A 20,508-nucleotide genomic window follows, 5' to 3' on the forward strand; every position below is an offset into this window, starting at 1 on the left:
GATCACGATCCCCGGGGGCGTTGTCGTGTGAGAGCCGCCGGCGTCTGGACGGGCGCCGGGGCGAACTAGACTCGACTCTCGTGTCCGATGCACCCCAGATCACGCCCGAGGCCGTAGAGGCCGCGGTGGTGGACGCGCTGGCCGCGGCCGCCGCCGCCACCGACACCGCATCGCTCAAGGCCGCCCGCGCCGCCCATCAGGGGGACGGCAGCCCGCTGGCCGCGCTCAACGCGCAGATGCGTCACGTGCCCAAGGAGCACAAGGCCGAGTACGGCAAGCTCGTCGGCGCCGCGCGCGGCCGCGTGAACCAGGCGTTCGCGGCCCGCGAGGAGGAGCTGGCACAGGCCGAGCTCGCCGCGCGGCTCGAGGACGAGCGCATCGACATCACGGCCGTGCCGAGCCGCACCCGCACCGGCGCGCGGCACCCCATGAGCCTGCTGCAGGAGCAGATCAGCGACATCTTCGTCGGGATGGGGTGGGAGATCGCGGAGGGCCCCGAACTCGAACACGAGTGGTTCAACTTCGACGCGCTCAACCTCGACGAGGACCACCCGGCGCGCCAGATGCAGGACACGTTCTTCGTCGACCCGGTCGAGCGCCACCTCGTGATGCGCACGCACACGAGTCCCGTGCAGATGCGCTCGATGCTGGAGCGCGAGCTGCCGATCTACGTGCTGTGCCCCGGCAAGGTGTACCGCACCGACGAGTTCGACGCCACGCACCTGCCGGTGTTCACGCAGGCGGAGGGCCTCGTGGTCGACAAGGGCATCACGATGGCGCACCTCAAGGGCACGCTCGATCACCTCGCGCGGGAGCTGTTCGGGCCCGAGGCGAAGACGCGCCTGCGCACCAACTACTTCCCGTTCACCGAGCCGAGCGCCGAGTTCGACCTGTGGCACCCCACCTTCAAGGGCGGCGCCCGCTGGATCGAGTGGGGCGGCTGCGGCATGGTCAACCCCCACGTGCTCCGCGCGGCGGGGATCGACCCCGAGGTCTACAGCGGCTTCGCGTTCGGGATCGGGATCGAGCGGGCCTTGATGTTCCGCAGCGACGTGCAGGACATGCGCGACATGGCCGAGGGCGATGTGCGCTTCAGCGAGCAGTTCGGGATGGTGGTGTGATGCGCGTCCCGCTTTCGTGGCTGCGTGAGTTCGTCGAGGTCCCCGCCGACGCGACGCCGGAGGACGTCTTCGCGGCGCTCGTCGCCGTCGGGTTCGAGGAGGAGGAGATCGTCTCCTTCGACGTGACGGGGCCCGTCGTGGTCGGGCGGGTGCTCGAGTTCGTCGAGGAGCCGCAGTCGAACGGCAAGACGATCCGGTGGTGCCAGGTCGACGTCGGAGAGGCGAACGGCGGTGTGCGCGGCATCGTGTGCGGCGCGTCGAACTTCGTCGCCGGCGACAAGGTCGTCGTGACGCTGCCGGGGGCCGTGCTTCCCGGACCCTTCCCGATCGCGGCGCGCAAGACGTACGGGCACGTCTCGGACGGCATGATCGCCTCGGCCAAGGAGCTCGGCCTGGGCGAGGAGCACTCCGGCATCATCCGGCTCGTCGAGTGGGGGATCGACCCCGAGGTCGGCGAGGACGCCATCGCACTGCTCGGGCTCGACGACGTCGCCGTCGACGTGAACGTCACGCCCGACCGCGGCTACGCCCTGTCCATTCGCGGCCTGGCGCGCGAGTACGCCCTCTCGACGGGCGCGCGGTTCACCGACCCCGGTCTGAGTGACGTCGCGGCCGCGTCGGGGTTCTCCGCGACGATCCGCGACGAGGCGCCCATCCGCGGGCGCGTGGGGGCGAGCGAGTTCGTCACGCGCGTGGTGCGCGGGGTGGACGCGTCGCGGCCGACGCCGCCGTGGATGGTGGCTCGCCTGACGCTGGCGGGCGTGCGGTCCATCTCGCTGCTGGTCGACATCACGAACTACGTCATGATCGAGCTCGGCCAGCCGATCCACGGATACGACCTCGACACGCTCACGGGCGGCATCACGGTGCGCCGGGCGCGCGAGGGCGAGACACTCGAGACGCTCGACGGCCAGACGCGCACCCTGTTCGCCGAGGATCTGCTCATCACCGATGAGTCGGGCCCCATCGGCCTGGCCGGTGTGATGGGCGGGTCGAAGACCGAGATGAGCGCCACCACCACGAACGTGCTCGTGGAGGCGGCCACCTTCGATCAGGTGTCGATCGCGCGCACGGCGCGGCGCCACAAGCTGCCCAGCGAGGCCTCGCGCCGCTTCGAGCGCGGCGTGGACCCGCTCATCGCGCCGGTGGCCGCGCAGCGGGTCGTGGATCTCATGGTGGAGCTGGCCGGCGGCACCGCCGACACGCTCGGTTCCTCCCTGGGCGCCGTCGTCAAGCGCGAGGCGATCGCCCTTCCCGCGGCCTTCGTGCCGGGACTGATCGGCGTGGACTACGCGCCCGAGCGCATACGCGAGACGCTCGAGCTCATCGGCTGCACCGTGGACGACGCGACCGACGGCGGCTGGAGCGTGACGCCGCCGTCGTGGCGCCCGGATCTGACGGACAAGTGGACGCTGGCCGAAGAGGTCGCGCGCGTCGACGACGTCGACAAGGTGCCCTCGGTGCTGCCCACGCCGCCCTCGGGCCGCGGGTACACGCCGGCACAGCAGGGCCGCCGCCGCGTGGCGAACGCGCTCGCGGCGATCGGCTTCGTCGAGACGCCGTCGTTCCCGTTCGTCGCGGCGGCGCAGAACGACCTGCACGGCTCGGAGAGCGGCGCGCCGCTGCCGAGCGTGCGCCTGGCCAACGCGCTCGACCAGACGGCGCCGTTCCTGCGCCGTTCGCTCGTGCCCGGGCTGCTGCAGACGGCGCACCGCAACCTGTCTCGGGGCATGACCGACCTGGCCCTGTTCGAGGTGGGCAGCGTCTTCCTGCCCGACCCCGGCACGGAGTACGGCACGGACGTCAACCCGCCGCGCGGCGAGCGGCCGTCCGACGACATGATCGCGCGCCTGCGCGCCGCGGTTCCGCCGCAACCGCGACACGTCGCGCTGCTGCTGGCCGGCAACGTCGCGCCGAAGCAGCCCGGCCGTGCCGCCGAGGCCGCGGGCCTCGAGGTGGCCCTCGACGCGATCCGCACCATCGCGGTTGCCGCGGGCGTGGAGATCGACGTGACGCAGGCGGCACGGGCCGCGCTGCATCCCGGCCGCACCGGCGTGCTGTCGGTCGGTGACGCCGAGGTCGGGTACGTCGGCGAGCTGCTGCCGCAGGTGGCCGCCGATGCCGACCTGCCCGGGCGGGTGATCGTAGCGGAGCTGGACCTCGACCTGCTGCTCTCGCTCGCCGGAGAGCGGGTCGTCGTCGCCTCGCTGTCGACGTACCCCGCGGCGACGCAGGACGTCTCGCTCGTGGTCGACGCCGCCCTGCCGGCGGCGGAGCTCCGCGGCGCGCTGACCGAGGGTGCGGGGGAGCTGCTGGAGTCGATCCGGCTGGTCGACGACTACCGCGGCGAGGGGGTGCCGGAGGGATCGAAGAGCCTCACGTTCGCGCTGCGCTTCCGTGCCCCGGATCGGACGCTGACGGCGGCCGAGGCGACCGCGGCCAAGCTCGCCGGCGTGGCGGTCGCCGAGCATCGCTTCGGCGCCAAGATCCGCGACTGATCCCGGGCCGCCCCGCCGCAGACGCGTCAGCGGGGCGTGCCGGCGGAGTCCGCAGCGGTGTCACCGGGAGGGCCAGCGCCACGGCGGGGCTTCGAGGGGCAGCTGATCGACGATGCGGGTGCCCTCGCCCGTCGAGGCGAGCTCGGCGCGCTCGCCCCCCGCGGCCTCCAGTCGGTCGGCGAGGCGGGCGGCGTGGGTGACGACGAGCACCTGGGTGTCGTCGGAGGCCTCGCGGACGAGCGCCGCCAGCGGATCGAGCAGATCGGGGTGAAGGCTGGACTCCGGTTCGTTGAGCACGACGAGCGGCGCCGGCCGCGCCGGGCGCAGGGCGGCGATCAGCAGCAGGTAGCGCAGGGTGCCGTCCGAGAGTTCGGTCGCCTCCAAGGGCCGGAGCAGGCCGCGCTGGCGCATGCGCAGGCGGAAGCGGCCGTCGTCGGCCGCCTCCACGCTCACGCGGGCGCCGGGGAAGGCCGCCGACACGTCGGAGGCGAGATCGATCCCGGCGTCCTCGGCGGAGGCCCAGGCGGCCGCGAGGTCGGCGCCGTCGTGGGCGAGATGGCGCACGCGCGTGCCGACCTGCGGCTGCCGCGCGGGCGCCTCCCTGTCGGTGCGGAAGTGATCGTAGAAGCGCCACGACGAGAGGGTGCGGCGCAGCGCCAGCAGCTCCGGCCCCGCCTCGGCGTCTGTCACGTCGGTCAGGATCGACTCGTGCGGGGCGAGCGCCGCCGGAAGGGTGCGCCATGCGTCATCTCGCACTCGCACGCTCGCGCGGTCGCGGTCGACGAAGGTCGTGGCCGGCTTCGCGAACGGCCCGGCGAAGACCTGCTCGCGCTTGATCTCGGCGTCGCGCACGAAGAGCGAGCGGGAGTCGATCTGCGGCAGCCCGAGGTCGACGAGGTAGCCGAGCTCGTCGGAGGCGAAGCCCAGGCGCAGCGAGACCGGCGCCGTCCGCACGGTCCCCGTCGGCGATCCGGGCGTCTCCGGACCCGCCCAGAGCGCCGAGGCCAGGCCGCCCTCCTCGGCGAGCGCCGCGATCGTGCGCCCCTGAGCGGCGGCCGCGAGCAGACGGAGGGCGCGGTACAGGCTGCTCTTGCCGGAGCCGTTGCCGCCCGTCACGACCGTGGCCCGGGCCAGCGGCACGACGAGATCGACGAGGGAGCGATAGCCGGCGACGGCGAGGGTGGTGATCACGCGACCATCCTGCCGCCGGTGTGCGACATCCGCCGGCTCACCTCATGCCGTGCTCGCCACGCAGCGGCACGAACCGCACGGCGCCGAAATCGTCGATGAGGTCGCGACCGGCGAGGTGGGTCAGCCGCACCAGGCGCTGCCATCCCGCGCCGCTTTCGAGCGGCATGACGATGCGCCCGCCGTCGGTCAGTTGCTCGACCCAGGGCGGGGGGATCTCGTCGCCCGCCGCCGCCGAGAGGATCGCGTCGAAGGGCGCCCTCGCCGGCAGCCCGCGCGATCCGTCGCCCGTGAGGACGTCGACGCCTCCGAAGCCGGCCGCCGTCAGAGCCCGGCGCGCCTGCTCGGCCAGCTCGGGCACGTATTCGACCGACAGGACCTCGGCGCCCATCGCGGCGTAGACGGCGGCCGCATACCCGGATCCGGTTCCCACGTCGAGCACCCGGTCGCCGGGGGAGATGCCGGCCGCCTCGGCGGTGAGCGCGACGACGTAGGGCTGCGAGATCGTCTGCCCGCTCCCGATGGGAAGGGGGGAGTCCGCGTACGCGTCTTCCACCAGCCGGGGCGGGACGAAGAGCTCTCGCGGTACTCGCGCCATGGCATCGAGCACGCGGCGGTCGTGGATGCCTCGCGCTCTCAGGTGCAGCGCCACCATGCGATCCCGCGCCGCGGCGTGCGCCGAGTACTCCGCTTCGGATGACGGGCCCACGCGACCACCCCGTCATCAACGCTACGCGCGCCTCCCCGCGCGGGTAAGACCGTCGACCATCCGGATGTGGCCCCCGCGCCGCGACGGAGCGGGCGCCGCGACGGAGCGGGCGCCGCCCCGTGCTAGCCTGACGCGCATGACCTCGTCCGCGACGGATCCGCTGCTCGTTCCGAGCCGCGCCGTGTCGCGCCGACGTCCGCGCGCCCGCCGAATCTAGGCGGCCCGCGACGTCCCGCCGTGTCGGGGGAGCGGTGCCGCCGTCGAATCAGGCCCCGCATCCCACGGACATAAGGTAGAAGTCATGACCTACTCGGTCGCCGTCTCCGGCGCATCTGGCTACGCGGGCGGAGAGATTCTGCGCCTCCTCGCCGATCACCCCGACATCGAGATCCGCACGGTCACCGCGCATTCGAACGCCGGCGATCCGCTCGTGGCGCATCAGCCGCACCTTCGGTCGCTGCGCCACCTCGAGCTGCAGCCCACCACCCCCGAGGTGCTGTCGGGGCACGACGTGGTCTTCCTCGCGCTGCCGCACGGGCAGTCGGGACAGTACACCGACGCGCTGGGCGACGCGGGACTCGTGATCGACGCCGGAGCCGATCACCGCCTCACGTCGCGCGAGGACTGGGATGCGTTCTACGGCGGCGACTTCCACGAGCCGTGGACCTACGGCGTGCCCGAGCTCATCGTCGGTGACGCGAAGCAGCGCGACGCGCTGCGGGGAGCCACACGCATCGCCGCACCCGGGTGCAATGCGTCGACCGTGTCGTTGAGCATGGCACCGGGCGTGGCCGCGGGCGTGATCGATGCCGGCGACATCGTGACCGTGCTGGCGGTGGGGCCGTCCGGCGCGGGCAAGAGCCTCAAATCGCACCTGCTGGGGAGCGAGATCCTCGGCACGGCGAATCCGTATGCCGTCGGCGGCACGCACCGGCACATCCCCGAGATCCGGCAGGCGTTGCGCGCGGCGGGCGCGGCCGATCCCCGGATCTCTTTCACCCCGGTCATCGTGCCGATGGCGCGAGGAATCCTCGCCACGACCTCGGCGCCCATCGCGGCCGGCGCAACCGATGCCGAGATCCGCGGCGCCTGGGAGGCCGCGTACGGCGAGGAGACCTTCGTGCAGCTGCTGCCGCAGGGCCAGATGCCGCGCACGGCCGACGTCCTCGGCGCCAACACGGCCCTGATGGGGCTCGCGATCGACCGTGCGGCGAACCGAGTCGTGGTGGTGACCGCCGTCGACAACCTCACGAAGGGGACGGCGGGTGCCGCGATCCAATCGATGAACCTCGCGCTGGGGCTGCCGGAGGGCAGGGCGCTGACCGTGAACGGAGTGGCGCCGTGAGCGTGACCGCACCCGCAGGATTCGACGCGGCCGGTGTGGCCGCCGGGCTGAAGTCGACGGGCAAGCCGGACGTCGCCGTCGTCGTGAACCGGGGCCCGCGCAAGACCGGGGCCGCCGTGTTCACGAGCAACCGCGCCAAGGCCAACCCGATCCTGTGGTCGCAGGAGGCGATCAAGGACGGCACGGTCGAGGCGATCGTGCTCAACTCCGGCGGCGCCAACTGCTTCACGGGCTCCTTCGGGTTCCAGACGACTCATCAGACGGCCGAGCGGGCCGCCGACCTCCTCGGCGTCAGTGCGGCCGACGTGCTCGTCTGCTCGACGGGACTCATCGGCACCGGCGACGAGACCTTCCGCGCGCGGGTGCTCGCGGGCACCGAGGCCGCGATCGCGGCGCTCTCGCCCGAGGGCGGCGACGACGCGGCCGCGGCGATCATGACCACCGACACCGTGCCGAAGACCGCCGTCCGTCACGGTGAGGGCTGGACGATCGGTGGCATCGCGAAGGGCGCGGGCATGCTCGCCCCGGCGCTGGCCACGATGCTCGTGGTGCTCACCACCGACGCCGAGCTGACGCCCGATCAGGCGGACGCGCACCTGCGCGCCGCCACGCGCGTGACCTTCGATCGCCTCGACTCGGACGGCGCGATGTCGACGAACGACCAGGTCACCCTCCTGGCCAGCGGCGCCTCCGGGGTCGCGCCCGACGCGGACGCCTTCCGGTCCGCCCTCACCGAGCTGTGCCGCGACCTCGCGACCCAGCTGATGGCGGACGCGGAGGGCGCCAGCCACGAGATCTTCATCGAGGTCAGGGGCGCGCAGACCGAGGACGACGCCGTGGAGGTGGGTCGGGCGCTCGCCCGCAACGCGCTGTTCAAGACGGCCATCTTCGGCAACGACCCCAACTGGGGGCGCGTGCTCGCGGCCATCGGGACGACGAGCGCGCCGTTCGATCCGTACAACGTGGACGTGTGGATGAACGGCGTGCGCGTGTGCACCCAGGGAGGTCCCGACCGGCCTCGCGAGGAGGTCGATCTCACGCCCCGCGCGACCCACGTCGAGATCGATCTGTTCGCGGGCGACGCCACGGCGACCATCCTGACGAACGACCTCACGCACGCCTACGTCCACGAGAACAGCGCCTACAGCTCATGAGAGAGATCGACCTGCAGCGGACCACGCCCGAGGAAGCCGCCGTCACCGCGACGACGCTCATCCATTCGCTGCCATGGCTCAAGCAGTACCGCGACCAGGTGGTCGTCGTGAAGTACGGCGGCAACGCGATGGTCAGCGAGGAGCTGCAGGACGCCTTCGCCGAGGACATCGCCTATCTCCGATACGTGGGCGTCAAGCCGGTCGTCGTGCACGGCGGCGGCCCCCAGATCTCGCACATGCTCGACCGGCTGGCCATCCCCAGCGAGTTCAAGGGCGGCTACCGCGTGACGTCGACGGAGGCCATCTCGGTCGTGCGCATGGTCCTGACCGGACAGATCAACCCGCAGCTCGTCGCCAAGATCAACGCCCACGGCCCCTTCGCGGTCGGCGTCTCCGGCGAGGACGCGGCACTGTTCGGCGGTCGTCGCCGCGGCGTGGTCATCGACGGCGTCGAGCAGGGGCTGGGGCTCGTGGGCGACGTCGTCGAGGTCGACCCCACGCCCGTCCTGGATCACCTCAGGGCCGACCGCATTCCGGTGGTCGCGGGCGTCGCCCCCGACCTGGACAACCCGGGCCAGACGCTCAACATCAACGCCGACGCGGCCGCGGCGGCCCTCGCCCGCGCCCTGGGGGCTAAGAAGTTCGTCATCCTGACCGACGTGCCGGGCCTGTACGCGGACTGGCCCAACCGCGACTCGCTCGTCTCGCATCTGCGCGCGGCCGAGCTGCGCGCGCTCATGCCGAAGCTCGAGTCGGGGATGATCCCGAAGATGCAGGCGTGCCTCGACGCGGTGGAGGGCGGCGTGCAGAAGGCGTCGATCATCGACGGGCGGGTGCCGCACTCGGTGCTCGTCGAGCTGTTCACCAGCGAGGGCATCGGAACGGAGGTCGTGGCATGACGAACGCGGACTGGAAGGCGGCCGCCGAGCGCGACCTCATGAGCCTGGGCCCGCGGCCGCGCCTGTTCGAGCGCGGCGAGGGATCGCACGTGTGGGACGACGAGGGTCGGCGGTATCTCGACTTCCTCGGCGGGATCGCGGTGAACTGCCTCGGGCACGCGCACCCGGTGTTCGTCGAGGCGGTCTCGCGCCAGGCCGCGACGCTCGCCCACGTGTCCAACTACTTCACCTCCCGGCCGCAGCTGGAGCTGGCAGCCCGTTTGAAGCGGCTCGCCGGCACCGGCGAAACCGGCCGGGTGTTCCTGGCCAACTCGGGCAGCGAGGCCAACGAGACGGCGCTCAAGCTCGCCCGACTGCACGGCGCGCCGCGGGGCGCGCACACCATCCTGTGCCTCGAGGGCGCCTTCCATGGCCGCACGACGGGGGCGCTGTCCATCACCCCGAAGGCCGCGTACCAGGACCCGTTCGCGCCGCTCATGCCGGGCGCCAAGGCGATCGCCCGCACGATCGACGCGCTGGAGGCGGCGTTCGCGCAGGGCGGCGTCGCGGCCGTCGTCATCGAGCCGATCCAGGGCGAGGCGGGCGTGCGGGAGCTGCCCGCCGGTTTCCTCGCCCGCGCCCGCGAGCTGGCCACCGAGCACGACGCGCTGCTCATCCTCGACGAGGTGCAGACGGGCGCGGGGCGCACGGGGGAGTGGTTCGCGTTCCAGCTGCCGGGCATGCTGCCCGAGGGTGCCCTGCCCGATGCCGTGACCTTCGCCAAGAGCGTCGCCGCAGGCTTCCCGCTCGGCGGACTGATCACGTTCGGCGCCGCGAGCGAGCTGTTCTATCCCGGCACCCACAACTCGACCTTCGGCGGGAACCCGCTCGCCGCACATGCGGCCGATGCCGTGCTCGCCCACATCGAGGAGGAGGGGCTGCTCGCCAACGTCGCGGCGCGCGGCGCCCAGCTGCGCGAGGCGGTCGCCGAGCTGCCGCTGGTCGCCGGCACGCGGGGCGCCGGTCTGCTGATCGGCATCGCCCTGTCCGCCCCGGTCGCGTCCGACGTCGTCGCCGCAGCGCTGGAGCGCGGGCTGATCGTGAACGCGCCCGCGCCCGACACGATCCGGCTCGCGCCCGCCTACACCATCGGCGACGCCGAGATCGACGAGTTCCTCACCCTCTTCCGCGACGCGCTCGCCGCCGTCGCCGCCCACCGGACCCAGGAGATTCCCGCATGACCCGCCACTTCCTGCGCGATGACAGCATCACCCCCGCCGAGCAGGCGGAGATCCTCGACCTCGCCGCGCAGCTCAAGGCCGACCGATGGTCGCAGAAGCCGCTCGAGGGGCCCCAGACCGTCGCGGTGATCTTCGACAAGTCCTCCACGCGCACGCGGGTCTCGTTCGCCGTCGGCATCGCCGATCTGGGCGGATCCCCGCTCATCATCTCGACGGCCAACAGCCAGCTGGGCGGCAAGGAGACCCCCGCCGACACCGCGCGCGTGCTCGAGCGGCAGGTGGCGGCGATCGTGTGGCGTACCTACGCGCAGGCGGGACTCGAGGAGATGGCCGAGGGCACGCGCGTGCCCGTGATCAACGCCCTGAGCGACGACTTCCACCCCTGCCAGCTGCTGGCCGATCTGCTGACGATCCGCGAGCACAAGGGCGAGCTGAAGGGGCTCACGCTGTCGTTCTTCGGCGACGGACGCAGCAACATGGGGCACTCGTACGCCCTCGCCGGCGCGATGGCCGGCATGCACGTGCGGATCGCCTCGCCGGAGGCATACGCGCCGCGCGAGGACGTCGTCGCCGACGCCGCGCGGATCGCGGCGCAGACGGGCGGATCGGTGACCCTGCTGGCCGATCCGCGAGAGGCCGCCGCCGGTGCCGACGTCGTCGTCACCGACACCTGGGTGTCGATGGGCAAGGAGGAGGAGAAGCTCGCGCGCCTGCGCGATCTGGGCGCGTACAAGGTGACCGGGGAGACCATGTCGCTCGCCGATCCCGCCGCGATCTTCATCCACTGTCTTCCGGCCGACCGCGGCTACGAGGTCGATGCCGACGTGATCGACGGCCCGCAGAGCGTCATTTGGGACGAGGCCGAGAACCGCCTGCACGCCCAGAAGGCACTGCTCGTCTGGCTGCTGAAGCAGCAGTGACATGACGGCGGGCCCGGTGGTGCGCGGCGGCAGGATCGGCCGCAACTGGGCGCGCATCGACGGGCCCGGGCGGGAGGCCGGCGTCGACCTGGCCCGCGGGCTCGCCGTGGTCGGCATGTTCGCGGCGCACATGGTGGAGCTGCCCGCCTTCCGCTGGACCGACCCGACGAGCTGGGAGGGGATCGCGAACGGGCGCTCGTCGATCCTGTTCGCCACCCTGGCTGGCGTGTCGATCGCGCTCGTCACCGGCGGTTCGCGTGGACTCCCGCCGCGGGAAGCGACCGCCGCGCGATGGCGGCTGGTGGTGCGGGCGCTGTGCATCTGGACGCTCGGCGTGCTGCTGAGCGCGACGACCGTGCCGATCATCGTGATCCTGCCCGCGTACGGCATCCTGTTCCTCCTCGCGATGCCGGCGGTCCGCTGGCGGCCGCCCGCGCTGTTCGCCGCGGCGGCGGTGGTCGGGGTCGCCGCCCCGTTCGCGGTGCATGCCATCAACGAAGCGGCGTTCTGGAACACCGCCGCCGGCGCCGCCGTGGACGGTGCGCTGGGGTGGCACTACCCGTTCCTGCTGTGGGCCGCGTTCCTCGCGCTGGGCATGGGCCTCGGCCGGCTCCGGCTGCGCGAGCCCGCGACCGCGCTCATGCTGCTGGCGGCGGGGGTGGTGCTCGCCGCGGTCGGGGACGGCGTGATCGCGCGCTGGGCCGCCCCGGCCGGGTGGAGCGCGGCCCTCGACGGTGCGCCGCACTCCAGCGGCGTCGGAGAGGCGCTGGGCTCCGGCGGCTTCGCCATGGCGACGATCGCCCTGTGCGTGCTGCTGTGCCGCACGCCGCTGCGCTGGCTCGCCGTGCCGCTGCGGGCGGTGGGGGCCATGCCGCTGAGCGCCTACACGGCGCAGTTCGTCGTGTGGTTCGCCGTCTCCGTCGTCGGGGCGGATCCGGACCCGTTCGCCTTCCGCGGCTCCGAGCCCTTCTGGCCCTTCACGATCGCGACCCTTCTGGCCTGCACGGCGTGGGTGTTGTTCGTCGGCCGGGGACCCCTGGAGTGGGCGTTCGGGCGCCTCGCGAGCGCGGCCGCGCGCGACCCGCGGGGTCAGACCGGGCCACACCGTAGGCTGGAGGAGTGAGCATGAGCGGACACGGGACGAACGAGGGGGCCCTTTGGGGCGGGCGGTTCGCGAGCGGACCCTCGCCCGAGCTGCAGGAGCTCAGCCGCTCGACACACTTCGACTGGACCCTCGCGCTCTACGATCTGCGCGGCTCGCACGCGCACGCCAAGGCGCTCGCCGCCGCCGGCTATCTCAGCGCCGACGAGGAGCGCCGCATGCACGAGGGCCTCGACGCCCTCGCCGAGCGCATCCAGGACGGCACGCTGCGCCCGCGGCCCGAGGACGAGGACGTCCACGGCGCCCTCGAGGCGGCGCTGATCGACGAGGTGGGAGCCGACCTGGGCGGGCGCCTGCGCGCCGGGCGCAGCCGCAACGACCAGATCGCCACGCTCGTGCGCATGTATCTGATCGACCACGCGCGAGTGATCGCCAAGGAGGTGCTGGCCCTCGTCGATGCGCTCGTCGCACAGGCCGACGCGCATCCGGGCGCGATCATGCCGGGCCGCACGCACCTGCAGCACGCACAGCCGGTGCTGCTCGCGCACCACCTGCAGGCGCACGCGTGGCCGCTGGTGCGCGACCTGGAGCGGCTGCGCGACTGGCGCGCCCGCGCCGGAGCGTCGCCGTACGGCGGAGGCGCGCTCGCCGGTTCCACCCTGGGCCTCGACCCGCAGCTCGTCGCGGCGGAGCTCGGCCTCGACCGGCCCTCGCAGAACTCGATCGACGGCACGGCCGCCCGCGATGTCGTCGCCGAGTTCGCCTACATCGCGGCGCAGATCGGCATCGACGTCTCGCGGCTGGCCGAGGAGATCATCCTGTGGAACACGCGCGAGTTCGGGTTCGTGACCCTCGACGACGGGTATTCCACCGGCTCGAGCATCATGCCGCAGAAGAAGAACCCCGACATCGCCGAGCTCGCGCGGGGCAAGTCGGGGCGGCTCATCGGCAACCTCACGGGCCTGCTCGCCACCCTCAAGGCGCTGCCGCTGGCCTACAACCGTGACCTGCAGGAGGACAAGGAGCCCGTCTTCGACTCCGTCACGACGCTGGAGGTCCTGCTGCCGGCCTTCACGGGCATGGTCGCCACCCTCCGCTTCGACACGGAGCGCATGGCCTCTCTCGCCCCCGAGGGCTTCTCCCTCGCGACCGACGTGGCGGAGTGGCTCGTGAAGCGGCGCGTGCCCTTCCGCGACGCGCACGAGATCTCCGGAGCGCTGGTGCGAGCCTGCGAGGAGCGCGGCATCGGGCTGGAGGACGCCGATGACGCGCTGCTCGCTTCGGTCTCCGAGCACCTGACACCCGAGGTGCGCGAGGTCCTCACCATCGAGGGCTCCGTCGGGTCGCGCGCCGGCACCGGCGGCACGGCGCCCGACCGGGTCTCGGAGCAGCGGGCCGAGCTCGTGGCGTGCGCCCAGCGCGCGGTGCACGCGCTCGGACTGTGAGGCGCCGCCGCCGGGTATGAACGGGGCCGTGGCCCGGCCGTTTAGGCTGGAACGGTGACCGCAGTGACCGACGTCGCCGTGCAGGCGAACGACCCGACGTTCGAGAACGTCTTCGACGAGCTGGTGTGGCGTGGACTGGTCCACGTCTCCACGGATCAGGACGAGCTGCGCGAGCTGCTCGGCGGCGACCCGATCGTCTACTACTGCGGGTTCGACCCGACGGCGCCGAGCCTGCACCTGGGCAACCTCGTGCAGCTCCTCACGATGCGCCGCCTGCAGCTCGCCGGTCATCGCCCCCTGGGGCTCGTCGGGGGCGCGACGGGGCTCATCGGTGATCCCAAGCCCACGGCGGAGCGCACGCTGAACGACGCCGACACGGTCGCGTCCTGGGTGGCGAGACTGCGTGGGCAGGTCGAGCGGTTCCTCAGCTTCGAGGGTGACAACGCGGCGCGGATCGTCAACAACCTCGACTGGACGGCGCCGCTGAGCGCGATCGACTTCCTCCGCGACATCGGCAAGCACTTCCGCGTCGGCACGATGCTGAAGAAGGACTCCGTGAGCGCACGCCTGAACTCCGAGTCGGGCATCAGCTACACCGAGTTCAGCTACCAGATCCTGCAGGGCATGGATTTCCTGCAGTTGTACCGCCAGTACGGCTGCGTGCTGCAGACGGGCGGATCGGACCAGTGGGGCAACCTCACCAGTGGCACCGATCTCGTGCACCGGGTCGAGGGCGTCTCTGTCCACGCGATCGGGACCCCGCTCATCACCGACGCCGACGGCAAGAAGTTCGGCAAGAGCGAGGGCAACGCGATCTGGCTCGACCCGGAGATGTGCAGCCCCTACGCGATGTACCAGTTCTGGCTCAACGCCGATGACGCGATCGTGGTGACCCTCCTGAAGGTCTTCACGTTCCTGACGCGCGCGGAGATCGAGGAGTACGAGCGCCTCGTCGAGGCCGAGCCCTTCCGTCGGGCCGCTCAGAAGCGGCTGGCGCAGGAGGTGACCGCGACGGTGCACGGGCGGGAGGCGGCCGAGAAGGCGATCGCGGCGTCCGAGGCGCTCTTCGGGAAGGGCGACCTGGCGGCGCTCGATGCGGATACCCTCGCGTCGGCGCTGCGCGAGCTCCCGAACGCAACGCTCGCTGCCGGCACGCCCGTGCTGCGCGCGCTTGTCGAGACCGGGCTCGTCACCTCGCTGTCCGAGGCGCGGCGTGCCGTCGACCAGGGCGGGGTCTCGATCGATGGCGCGCGGGTCGAGTCGGAGGACGCGACCGTGACGGGCGCGTTGCCCGGGGGAGTGTCCGTGCTGCGGCGGGGCAAGAAGGCGCTCGCGGGCGTCTTCGTGCGCGAATGACCCTCTGATCAGGCGAGAGGGGCGCACGACACGCCCGGGATGCAGCGCCGGTTTGCCGACCCGGTGGGATCCGCGTAATGTATTCCCTTGTCGCCGCCAAGCGGTGAGGTTGAGCCGGAAGGCTCCCACCCCAAGCAAGCGACACTCCCACCCGAACAGCGACCTTGAGTCGCCCGGTCTCGCGACCTAGGATGGGAGCCTCACTCTCCGAGGCAGTCAAGCGACACGGCGTGTCGGTTTGACAAGGCGGGAGAGCGAGATAAACTAGTGAAGTTGCCCCGGAGGGCTGCAGGGGGACCTGCAGGGCTGGGTGCGTCCGATCCTTGAGAACTCAACAGCGTGCACTTGTCAAATGCCAAATAACCTCGTCGTCCCTTCGGGGGCGTGAGATTCCTTTGGATCAAGTAATTGGAAGTCAGTTTTGACATCCGTTTTTGGTCATGATTGAACTCGCTGCAGCGGTGACCGTTTTCCCGGTCTTGTTGTGGCATTCGTTTTTTACGGAGAGTTTGATCCTGGCTCAGGATGAACGCTGGCGGCGTGCTTAACACATGCAAGTCGAACGATGAAGCCGGGGCTTGCTCTGGTGGATTAGTGGCGAACGGGTGAGTAACACGTGAGCAACCTGCCCCTGACTCTGGGATAACAGCCGGAAACGGCTGCTAATACCGGATATGCACCATGAACGCATGTTCTGTGGTGGGAAAGATTTTTCGGTTGGGGATGGGCTCGCGGCCTATCAGCTTGTTGGTGAGGTAATGGCTCACCAAGGCGTCGACGGGTAGCCGGCCTGAGAGGGTGACCGGCCACACTGGGACTGAGACACGGCCCAGACTCCTACGGGAGGCAGCAGTGGGGAATATTGCACAATGGGCGAAAGCCTGATGCAGCAACGCCGCGTGAGGGATGACGGCCTTCGGGTTGTAAACCTCTTTTAGCAGGGAAGAAGCGAGAGTGACGGTACCTGCAGAAAAAGCGCCGGCTAACTACGTGCCAGCAGCCGCGGTAATACGTAGGGCGCAAGCGTTATCCGGAATTATTGGGCGTAAAGAGCTCGTAGGCGGTTTGTCGCGTCTGCTGTGAAAACTGGAGGCTCAACCTCCAGCCTGCAGTGGGTACGGGCAGACTAGAGTGCGGTAGGGGAGATTGGAATTCCTGGTGTAGCGGTGGAATGCGCAGATATCAGGAGGAACACCGATGGCGAAGGCAGATCTCTGGGCCGTAACTGACGCTGAGGAGCGAAAGGGTGGGGAGCGAACAGGCTTAGATACCCTGGTAGTCCACCCCGTAAACGTTGGGAACTAGTTGTGGGGACCTTTCCACGGTTTCCGTGACGCAGCTAACGCATTAAGTTCCCCGCCTGGGGAGTACGGCCGCAAGGCTAAAACTCAAAGGAATTGACGGGGACCCGCACAAGCGGCGGAGCATGCGGATTAATTCGATGCAACGCGAAGAACCTTACCAAGGCTTGACATATACGAGAACGGGCTAGAAATAGTCAACTCTTTGGACACTCGTATACAGGTGGTGCATGGTTGTCGTCAGCTCGTGTCGTGAGATGTTGGGTTAAGTCCCGCAACGAGCGCAACCCTCGTTCTCTGTTGCCAGCACGTAATGGTGGGAACTCAGGGGATACTGCCGGGGTCAACTCGGAGGAAGGTGGGGATGACGTCAAATCATCATGCCCCTTATGTCTTGGGCTTCACGCATGCTACAATGGCCGGTACAAAGGGCTGCAATACCGTGAGGTGGAGCGAATCCCAAAAAGCCGGTCCCAGTTCGGATTGAGGTCTGCAACTCGACCTCATGAAGTCGGAGTCGCTAGTAATCGCAGATCAGCAACGCTGCGGTGAATACGTTCCCGGGTCTTGTACACACCGCCCGTCAAGTCATGAAAGTCGGTAACACCTGAAGCCGGTGGCCTAACCCTTGTGGAGGGAGCCGTCGAAGGTGGGATCGGTAATTAGGACTAAGTCGTAACAAGGTAGCCGTACCGGAAGGTGCGGCTGGATCACCTCCTTTCTAAGGAGCATCTGGCACTCTCGGGTGTCCAGGCGCCAGGTCGAGACCGAATGTGTCTCGCTGGTTAGCTCATGGGTGGAACATTTGACATGCCATCAGCGCGGCTGACTGGTTCTAGTACGTCACTTCGGTGGCTGGAACGGATTGGTTGGGGAGCGGGGTGGCTGCACGCTGTTGGGTCCTGAAGGACCGGGAGCATTTCCTGGGACTTCTGGGCTCGTCCTGAGACCGGTTTCCGGTTGCGGATGAGTGCCGCCCGTACTTTGAGAACTACACAGTGGACGCGAGCATCTTAAAGAAGCGAACATAGAACATTTTTGTTTTATGGCTCATGTGATTTCAAGTCTTTAAGAGCAAACGGTGGATGCCTTGGCATCTGGAGCCGAAGAAGGACGTAGCAATCTGCGATAAGCCTCGGGGAGCTGATAAGCAAGCTTTGATCCGTGGATGTCCGAATGGGGAAACCCCGCCAGGCGTACTTGTGCGACCTGGTGACTCCCGCCTGAATATATAGGGCGGGTAGAGGGAACGTGGGGAAGTGAAACATCTCAGTACCCACAGGAAGAGAAAACAACAGTGATTCCGTGAGTAGTGGCGAGCGAAAGCGGAAGAGGCTAAACCGGGCGTGTGTGATAGCCGGCAGGCGTTGCACGTTCGGGGTTGTGGGACCTACTTGATTCTGCTGCCGCAGGGTCGACGTTACAGAAGCGTATAGACGAACGGTCTTGAATGGCCGGCCAGAGAAGGTGCCAGCCCTGTAGTCGAAATGCGTGTTCTGGCGTGGTGGGGATCCCAAGTAGCACGGGGCCCGAGAAATCCCGTGTGAATCTGTCAGGACCACCTGATAAGCCTAAATACTCCCAGATGACCGATAGCGGACAAGTACCGTGAGGGAAAGGTGAAAAGTACCCCGGGAGGGGAGTGAAATAGTACCTGAAACCGTTTGCTTACAAACCGTCGGAGCCTCCTTAGTAGGGGTGACGGCGTGCCTTTTGAAGAATGAGCCTGCGAGTTAGTGATACGTGGCGAGGTTAACCCGTGTGGGGGAGCCGTAGCGAAAGCGAGTCTGAATAGGGCGATTCAGTCGCGTGTCCTAGACCCGAAGCGAAGTGATCTATCCATGGCCAGGCTGAAGCGACGGTAAGACGTCGTGGAGGGCCGAACCCACTTAGGTTGAAAACTGAGGGGATGAGCTGTGGATAGGGGTGAAAGGCCAATCAAACTTCGTGATAGCTGGTTCTCTCCGAAATGCATTTAGGTGCAGCGTTGCGTGTTTCTTGCCGGAGGTAGAGCTACTGGATGGCCGATGGGCCCTACCAGGTTACTGACGTCAGCCAAACTCCGAATGCCGGTAAGTGAGAGCGCAGCAGTGAGACTGTGGGGGATAAGCTTCATAGTCGAGAGGGAAACAACCCAGATCGCCAACTAAGGTCCCAAAGCGTGTGCTAAGTGGGAAAGGATGTGGAGTTGCTTAGACAACCAGGAGGTTGGCTTAGAAGCAGCCACCCTTGAAAGAGTGCGTAATAGCTCACTGGTCAAGTGATTCCGCGCCGACAATGTAACGGGGCTCAAGCACACCACCGAAGTTGCGGCATTGACACTTTTGGCAGGCCTTCGTGGTCCAGCCGTGTTGATGGGTAGGAGAGCGTCGTGTGGGCGGTGAAGCGGCGGAGTGATCCAGCCGTGGAGGCCACACGAGTGAGAATGCAGGCATGAGTAGCGAATGACGTGTGAGAAACACGTCCTCCGAAAGACCAAGGGTTCCAGGGTCAAGCTAATCTTCCCTGGGTAAGTCGGGACCTAAGGCGAGGCCGACAGGCGTAGTCGATGGACAACGGGTTGATATTCCCGTACCGGCGAAGAACCGCCCCAACCAATCCAGTGGTGCTAAGCGCCCAAAGCCAGTCACTGTCACCTTCGGGTGACGCCGGCTGGTGGAGCGCGCGACCCCATGCTGGTGCGGTTAGCGTATTAACAGGTGTGACGCAGGAAGGTAGCCCAAGCCAGGCGATGGTTGTCCTGGTGCAAGTGCGTAGGCCGAGAGGTAGGCAAATCCGCCTCTCATTCAGGCTGAGACACGATGCGGATAAAAAGTGGGTGATCCTCAGCTGCCGAGAAAAGCATCGACGCGAGGTTCCAGCCGCCCGTACCCCAAACCGACTCAGGTGGTCAGGTAGAGAATACCAAGGAGATCGAGATAATCGTGGTTAAGGAACTCGGCAAAATGCCCCCGTAACTTCGGGAGAAGGGGGGCCCAGCGCGTATTAGGACTTGCTCCGAAAGCGTGTGTGGGCCGCAGAGACCAGTGGGTAGCGACTGTTTATTAAAAACACAGGTCCGTGCCAAGTCGCAAGACGATGTATACGGACTGACGCCTGCCCGGTGCCGGAAGGTTAAGAGGACGGGTTAGCCGCAAGGCGAAGCTCTGAATTTAAGCCCCGGTAAACGGCGGTGGTAACTATAACCATCCTAAGGTAGCGAAATTCCTTGTCGGGTAAGTTCCGACCTGCACGAATGGCGTAACGACTTCCCAACTGTCTCAACCACGAACTCGGCGAAATTGCATTACGAGTAAAGATGCTCGTTACGCGCAGCAGGACGGAAAGACCCCGTGACCTTTACTACAGCTTGGTATTGGTGTTCGGTGTGGCTTGTGTAGGATAGGTGGGAGACTTTGAAGCGGACACGCCAGTGTTCGTGGAGTCGTTGTTGAAATACCACTCTGGTCACTCTGGATGTCTAACTTCGAACCGTGATCCGGTTCAGGGACAGTGCCTGGTGGGTAGTTTAACTGGGGCGGTTGCCTCCCAAAGAGTAACGGAGGCGCCCAAAGGTTCCCTCAACCTGGTTGGCAATCAGGTGGCGAGTGTAAGTGCACAAGGGAGCTTGACTGTGAGACTGACAGGTCGAGCAGGGACGAAAGTCGGGACTAGTGATCCGGCAGTGGCTTGTGGAAGCGCTGTCGCTCAACGGATAAAAGGTACCTCGGGGATAACAGGCTGATCTTGCCCAAGAGTCCATATCGACGGCATGGTTTGGCACCTCGATGTCGGCTCGTCGCATCCTGGGGCTGGAGTAGGTCCCAAGGGTTGGGCTGTTCGCCCATTAAAGCGGTACGCGAGCTGGGTTTAGAACGTCGTGAGACAGTTCGGTCCCTATCCGCTGCGCGCGTAGGAAGTTTGAGAGGATCTGACCCTAGTACGAGAGGACCGGGTTGGACGAACCTCTGGTGTGACAGTTGTCCTGCCAAGGGCACCGCTGTTTGGCTACGTTCGGGATGGATAACCGCTGAAAGCATCTAAGCGGGAAGCCGGCCTCAAGATGAGACTTCCATGCCCCTTGTGGGTGAGAGGCTCCCAGCAGACTACTGGGTTGATAGGCCAGACGTGGAAGCACAGCAATGTGTGTAGCTGACTGGTACTAATAAGCCGACGACTTACAAATCACTCATTCTTTATGCGTGTTCGCGTCCACTATGTGGTTCCCGATGTACGGGCACCACACCAACACAATCTTCGTGTTGATGTGC

Annotated in this window: 12 protein-coding genes and 2 rRNA genes; 12 read left to right on the plus strand and 2 right to left on the minus strand. The window is 68.0% G+C overall.

What is annotated here, in order from left to right; genetic code table 11:
• Positions 1-80: 80 nt before the first annotated feature.
• The gene (gene pheS, locus N8N77_RS08395; RefSeq protein ID WP_261166194.1) at positions 81-1,121 is read left to right on the plus strand and encodes a phenylalanine--tRNA ligase subunit alpha; all 1,041 of its coding nucleotides are present in this window, start codon (positions 81-83) and stop codon (positions 1,119-1,121) included.
• Entirely contained in the window at positions 1,121-3,619 is a 2,499-nt protein-coding gene (gene pheT / locus N8N77_RS08400) for a phenylalanine--tRNA ligase subunit beta (protein WP_261166196.1), read from the plus strand. The genes pheS and pheT overlap by 1 nt, the downstream gene beginning before the upstream one ends.
• 60 nt (positions 3,620-3,679) lie before the next feature.
• Here pheT and N8N77_RS08405 read toward each other — a convergent pair whose 3' ends face one another.
• Both N8N77_RS08405 and N8N77_RS08410 read right to left on the minus strand, forming a co-directional pair.
• Entirely contained in the window at positions 3,680-4,810 is a 1,131-nt protein-coding gene (locus N8N77_RS08405; protein WP_261166197.1) for an AAA family ATPase, read from the minus strand.
• 37 nt (positions 4,811-4,847) lie between these two features.
• Positions 4,848-5,516: a protein-L-isoaspartate(D-aspartate) O-methyltransferase gene (locus tag N8N77_RS08410; RefSeq protein ID WP_261166198.1), complete on the minus strand. Its 669-nt coding sequence runs from the start codon at positions 5,514-5,516 to the stop codon at positions 4,848-4,850.
• Positions 5,517-5,817: 301 nt separating this feature from the next.
• Between N8N77_RS08410 and argC the strand changes: the two genes are divergently transcribed.
• The 10 genes from argC (at position 5,818) to N8N77_RS08460 (ending at position 20,423) form a co-directional block, all read left to right on the plus strand.
• Entirely contained in the window at positions 5,818-6,861 is a 1,044-nt protein-coding gene (argC, locus tag N8N77_RS08415) for an N-acetyl-gamma-glutamyl-phosphate reductase (protein WP_261166200.1), read from the plus strand.
• Complete coding sequence (gene argJ, locus N8N77_RS08420) at positions 6,858-8,015, plus strand: bifunctional glutamate N-acetyltransferase/amino-acid acetyltransferase ArgJ (RefSeq protein WP_261166201.1); 1,158 nt, start codon at positions 6,858-6,860, stop codon at positions 8,013-8,015. Before argC ends, argJ begins: the two co-directional genes overlap by 4 nt.
• Positions 8,012-8,914 carry an acetylglutamate kinase gene (gene argB, locus N8N77_RS08425; RefSeq protein WP_261166203.1) on the plus strand — a complete coding sequence of 301 codons (903 nt, stop codon included), beginning with the start codon at positions 8,012-8,014 and terminating at the stop codon, positions 8,912-8,914. Before argJ ends, argB begins: the two co-directional genes overlap by 4 nt.
• Positions 8,911-10,134, plus strand: coding sequence for an acetylornithine transaminase (locus tag N8N77_RS08430; RefSeq protein ID WP_261166204.1), 1,224 nt, complete (start codon positions 8,911-8,913; stop codon positions 10,132-10,134). The genes argB and N8N77_RS08430 overlap by 4 nt, the downstream gene beginning before the upstream one ends.
• The gene (gene argF / locus N8N77_RS08435) at positions 10,131-11,054 is read left to right on the plus strand and encodes an ornithine carbamoyltransferase (protein WP_261166205.1); all 924 of its coding nucleotides are present in this window, start codon (positions 10,131-10,133) and stop codon (positions 11,052-11,054) included. Before N8N77_RS08430 ends, argF begins: the two co-directional genes overlap by 4 nt.
• Before the next feature lies 1 nt (position 11,055).
• A complete protein-coding gene (locus N8N77_RS08440; RefSeq protein WP_261166206.1) occupies positions 11,056-12,177 on the plus strand; it encodes a heparan-alpha-glucosaminide N-acetyltransferase domain-containing protein in 1,122 nt (373 codons plus the stop codon).
• A gap of 2 nt (positions 12,178-12,179) precedes the next feature.
• On the plus strand, positions 12,180-13,601 hold the full coding sequence (gene argH, locus N8N77_RS08445) for an argininosuccinate lyase (RefSeq protein WP_261166402.1): 1,422 nt from the start codon (positions 12,180-12,182) through the stop codon (positions 13,599-13,601).
• A gap of 54 nt (positions 13,602-13,655) precedes the next feature.
• Positions 13,656-14,957 carry a tyrosine--tRNA ligase gene (tyrS, locus tag N8N77_RS08450; RefSeq protein ID WP_261166207.1) on the plus strand — a complete coding sequence of 434 codons (1,302 nt, stop codon included), beginning with the start codon at positions 13,656-13,658 and terminating at the stop codon, positions 14,955-14,957.
• Between the two features lie 497 nt (positions 14,958-15,454).
• Positions 15,455-16,979 (plus strand): 16S ribosomal RNA (locus tag N8N77_RS08455).
• 337 nt (positions 16,980-17,316) lie between these two features.
• Positions 17,317-20,423 (plus strand): 23S ribosomal RNA (locus N8N77_RS08460).
• Together the 16S and 23S rRNA genes form the textbook arrangement of a ribosomal RNA operon.
• The last annotated feature ends 85 nt before the right edge of the window (positions 20,424-20,508 follow it).

It is taken from the genome of Microbacterium sp. Marseille-Q6965 (assembly GCF_946151065.1).
In the GTDB taxonomy this organism is placed as follows: domain Bacteria; phylum Actinomycetota; class Actinomycetes; order Actinomycetales; family Microbacteriaceae; genus Microbacterium.

Bases quoted from the DNA above. Each gene is read 5' to 3' on its own strand.
- pheT (WP_261166196.1), top strand. From the start codon at position 1,121: ATGCGCGTCCCGCTTTCGTGGCTGCGTGAGTTCGTCGAGGTCCCCGCC.
- argC (WP_261166200.1), top strand. From the start codon at position 5,818: ATGACCTACTCGGTCGCCGTCTCCGGCGCATCTGGCTACGCGGGCGGA.
- argB (WP_261166203.1), top strand. From the start codon at position 8,012: ATGAGAGAGATCGACCTGCAGCGGACCACGCCCGAGGAAGCCGCCGTC.
- N8N77_RS08430 (WP_261166204.1), top strand. From the start codon at position 8,911: ATGACGAACGCGGACTGGAAGGCGGCCGCCGAGCGCGACCTCATGAGC.
- argF (WP_261166205.1), top strand. From the start codon at position 10,131: ATGACCCGCCACTTCCTGCGCGATGACAGCATCACCCCCGCCGAGCAG.
- N8N77_RS08440 (WP_261166206.1), top strand. From the start codon at position 11,056: ATGACGGCGGGCCCGGTGGTGCGCGGCGGCAGGATCGGCCGCAACTGG.
- argH (WP_261166402.1), top strand. From the start codon at position 12,180: ATGAGCGGACACGGGACGAACGAGGGGGCCCTTTGGGGCGGGCGGTTC.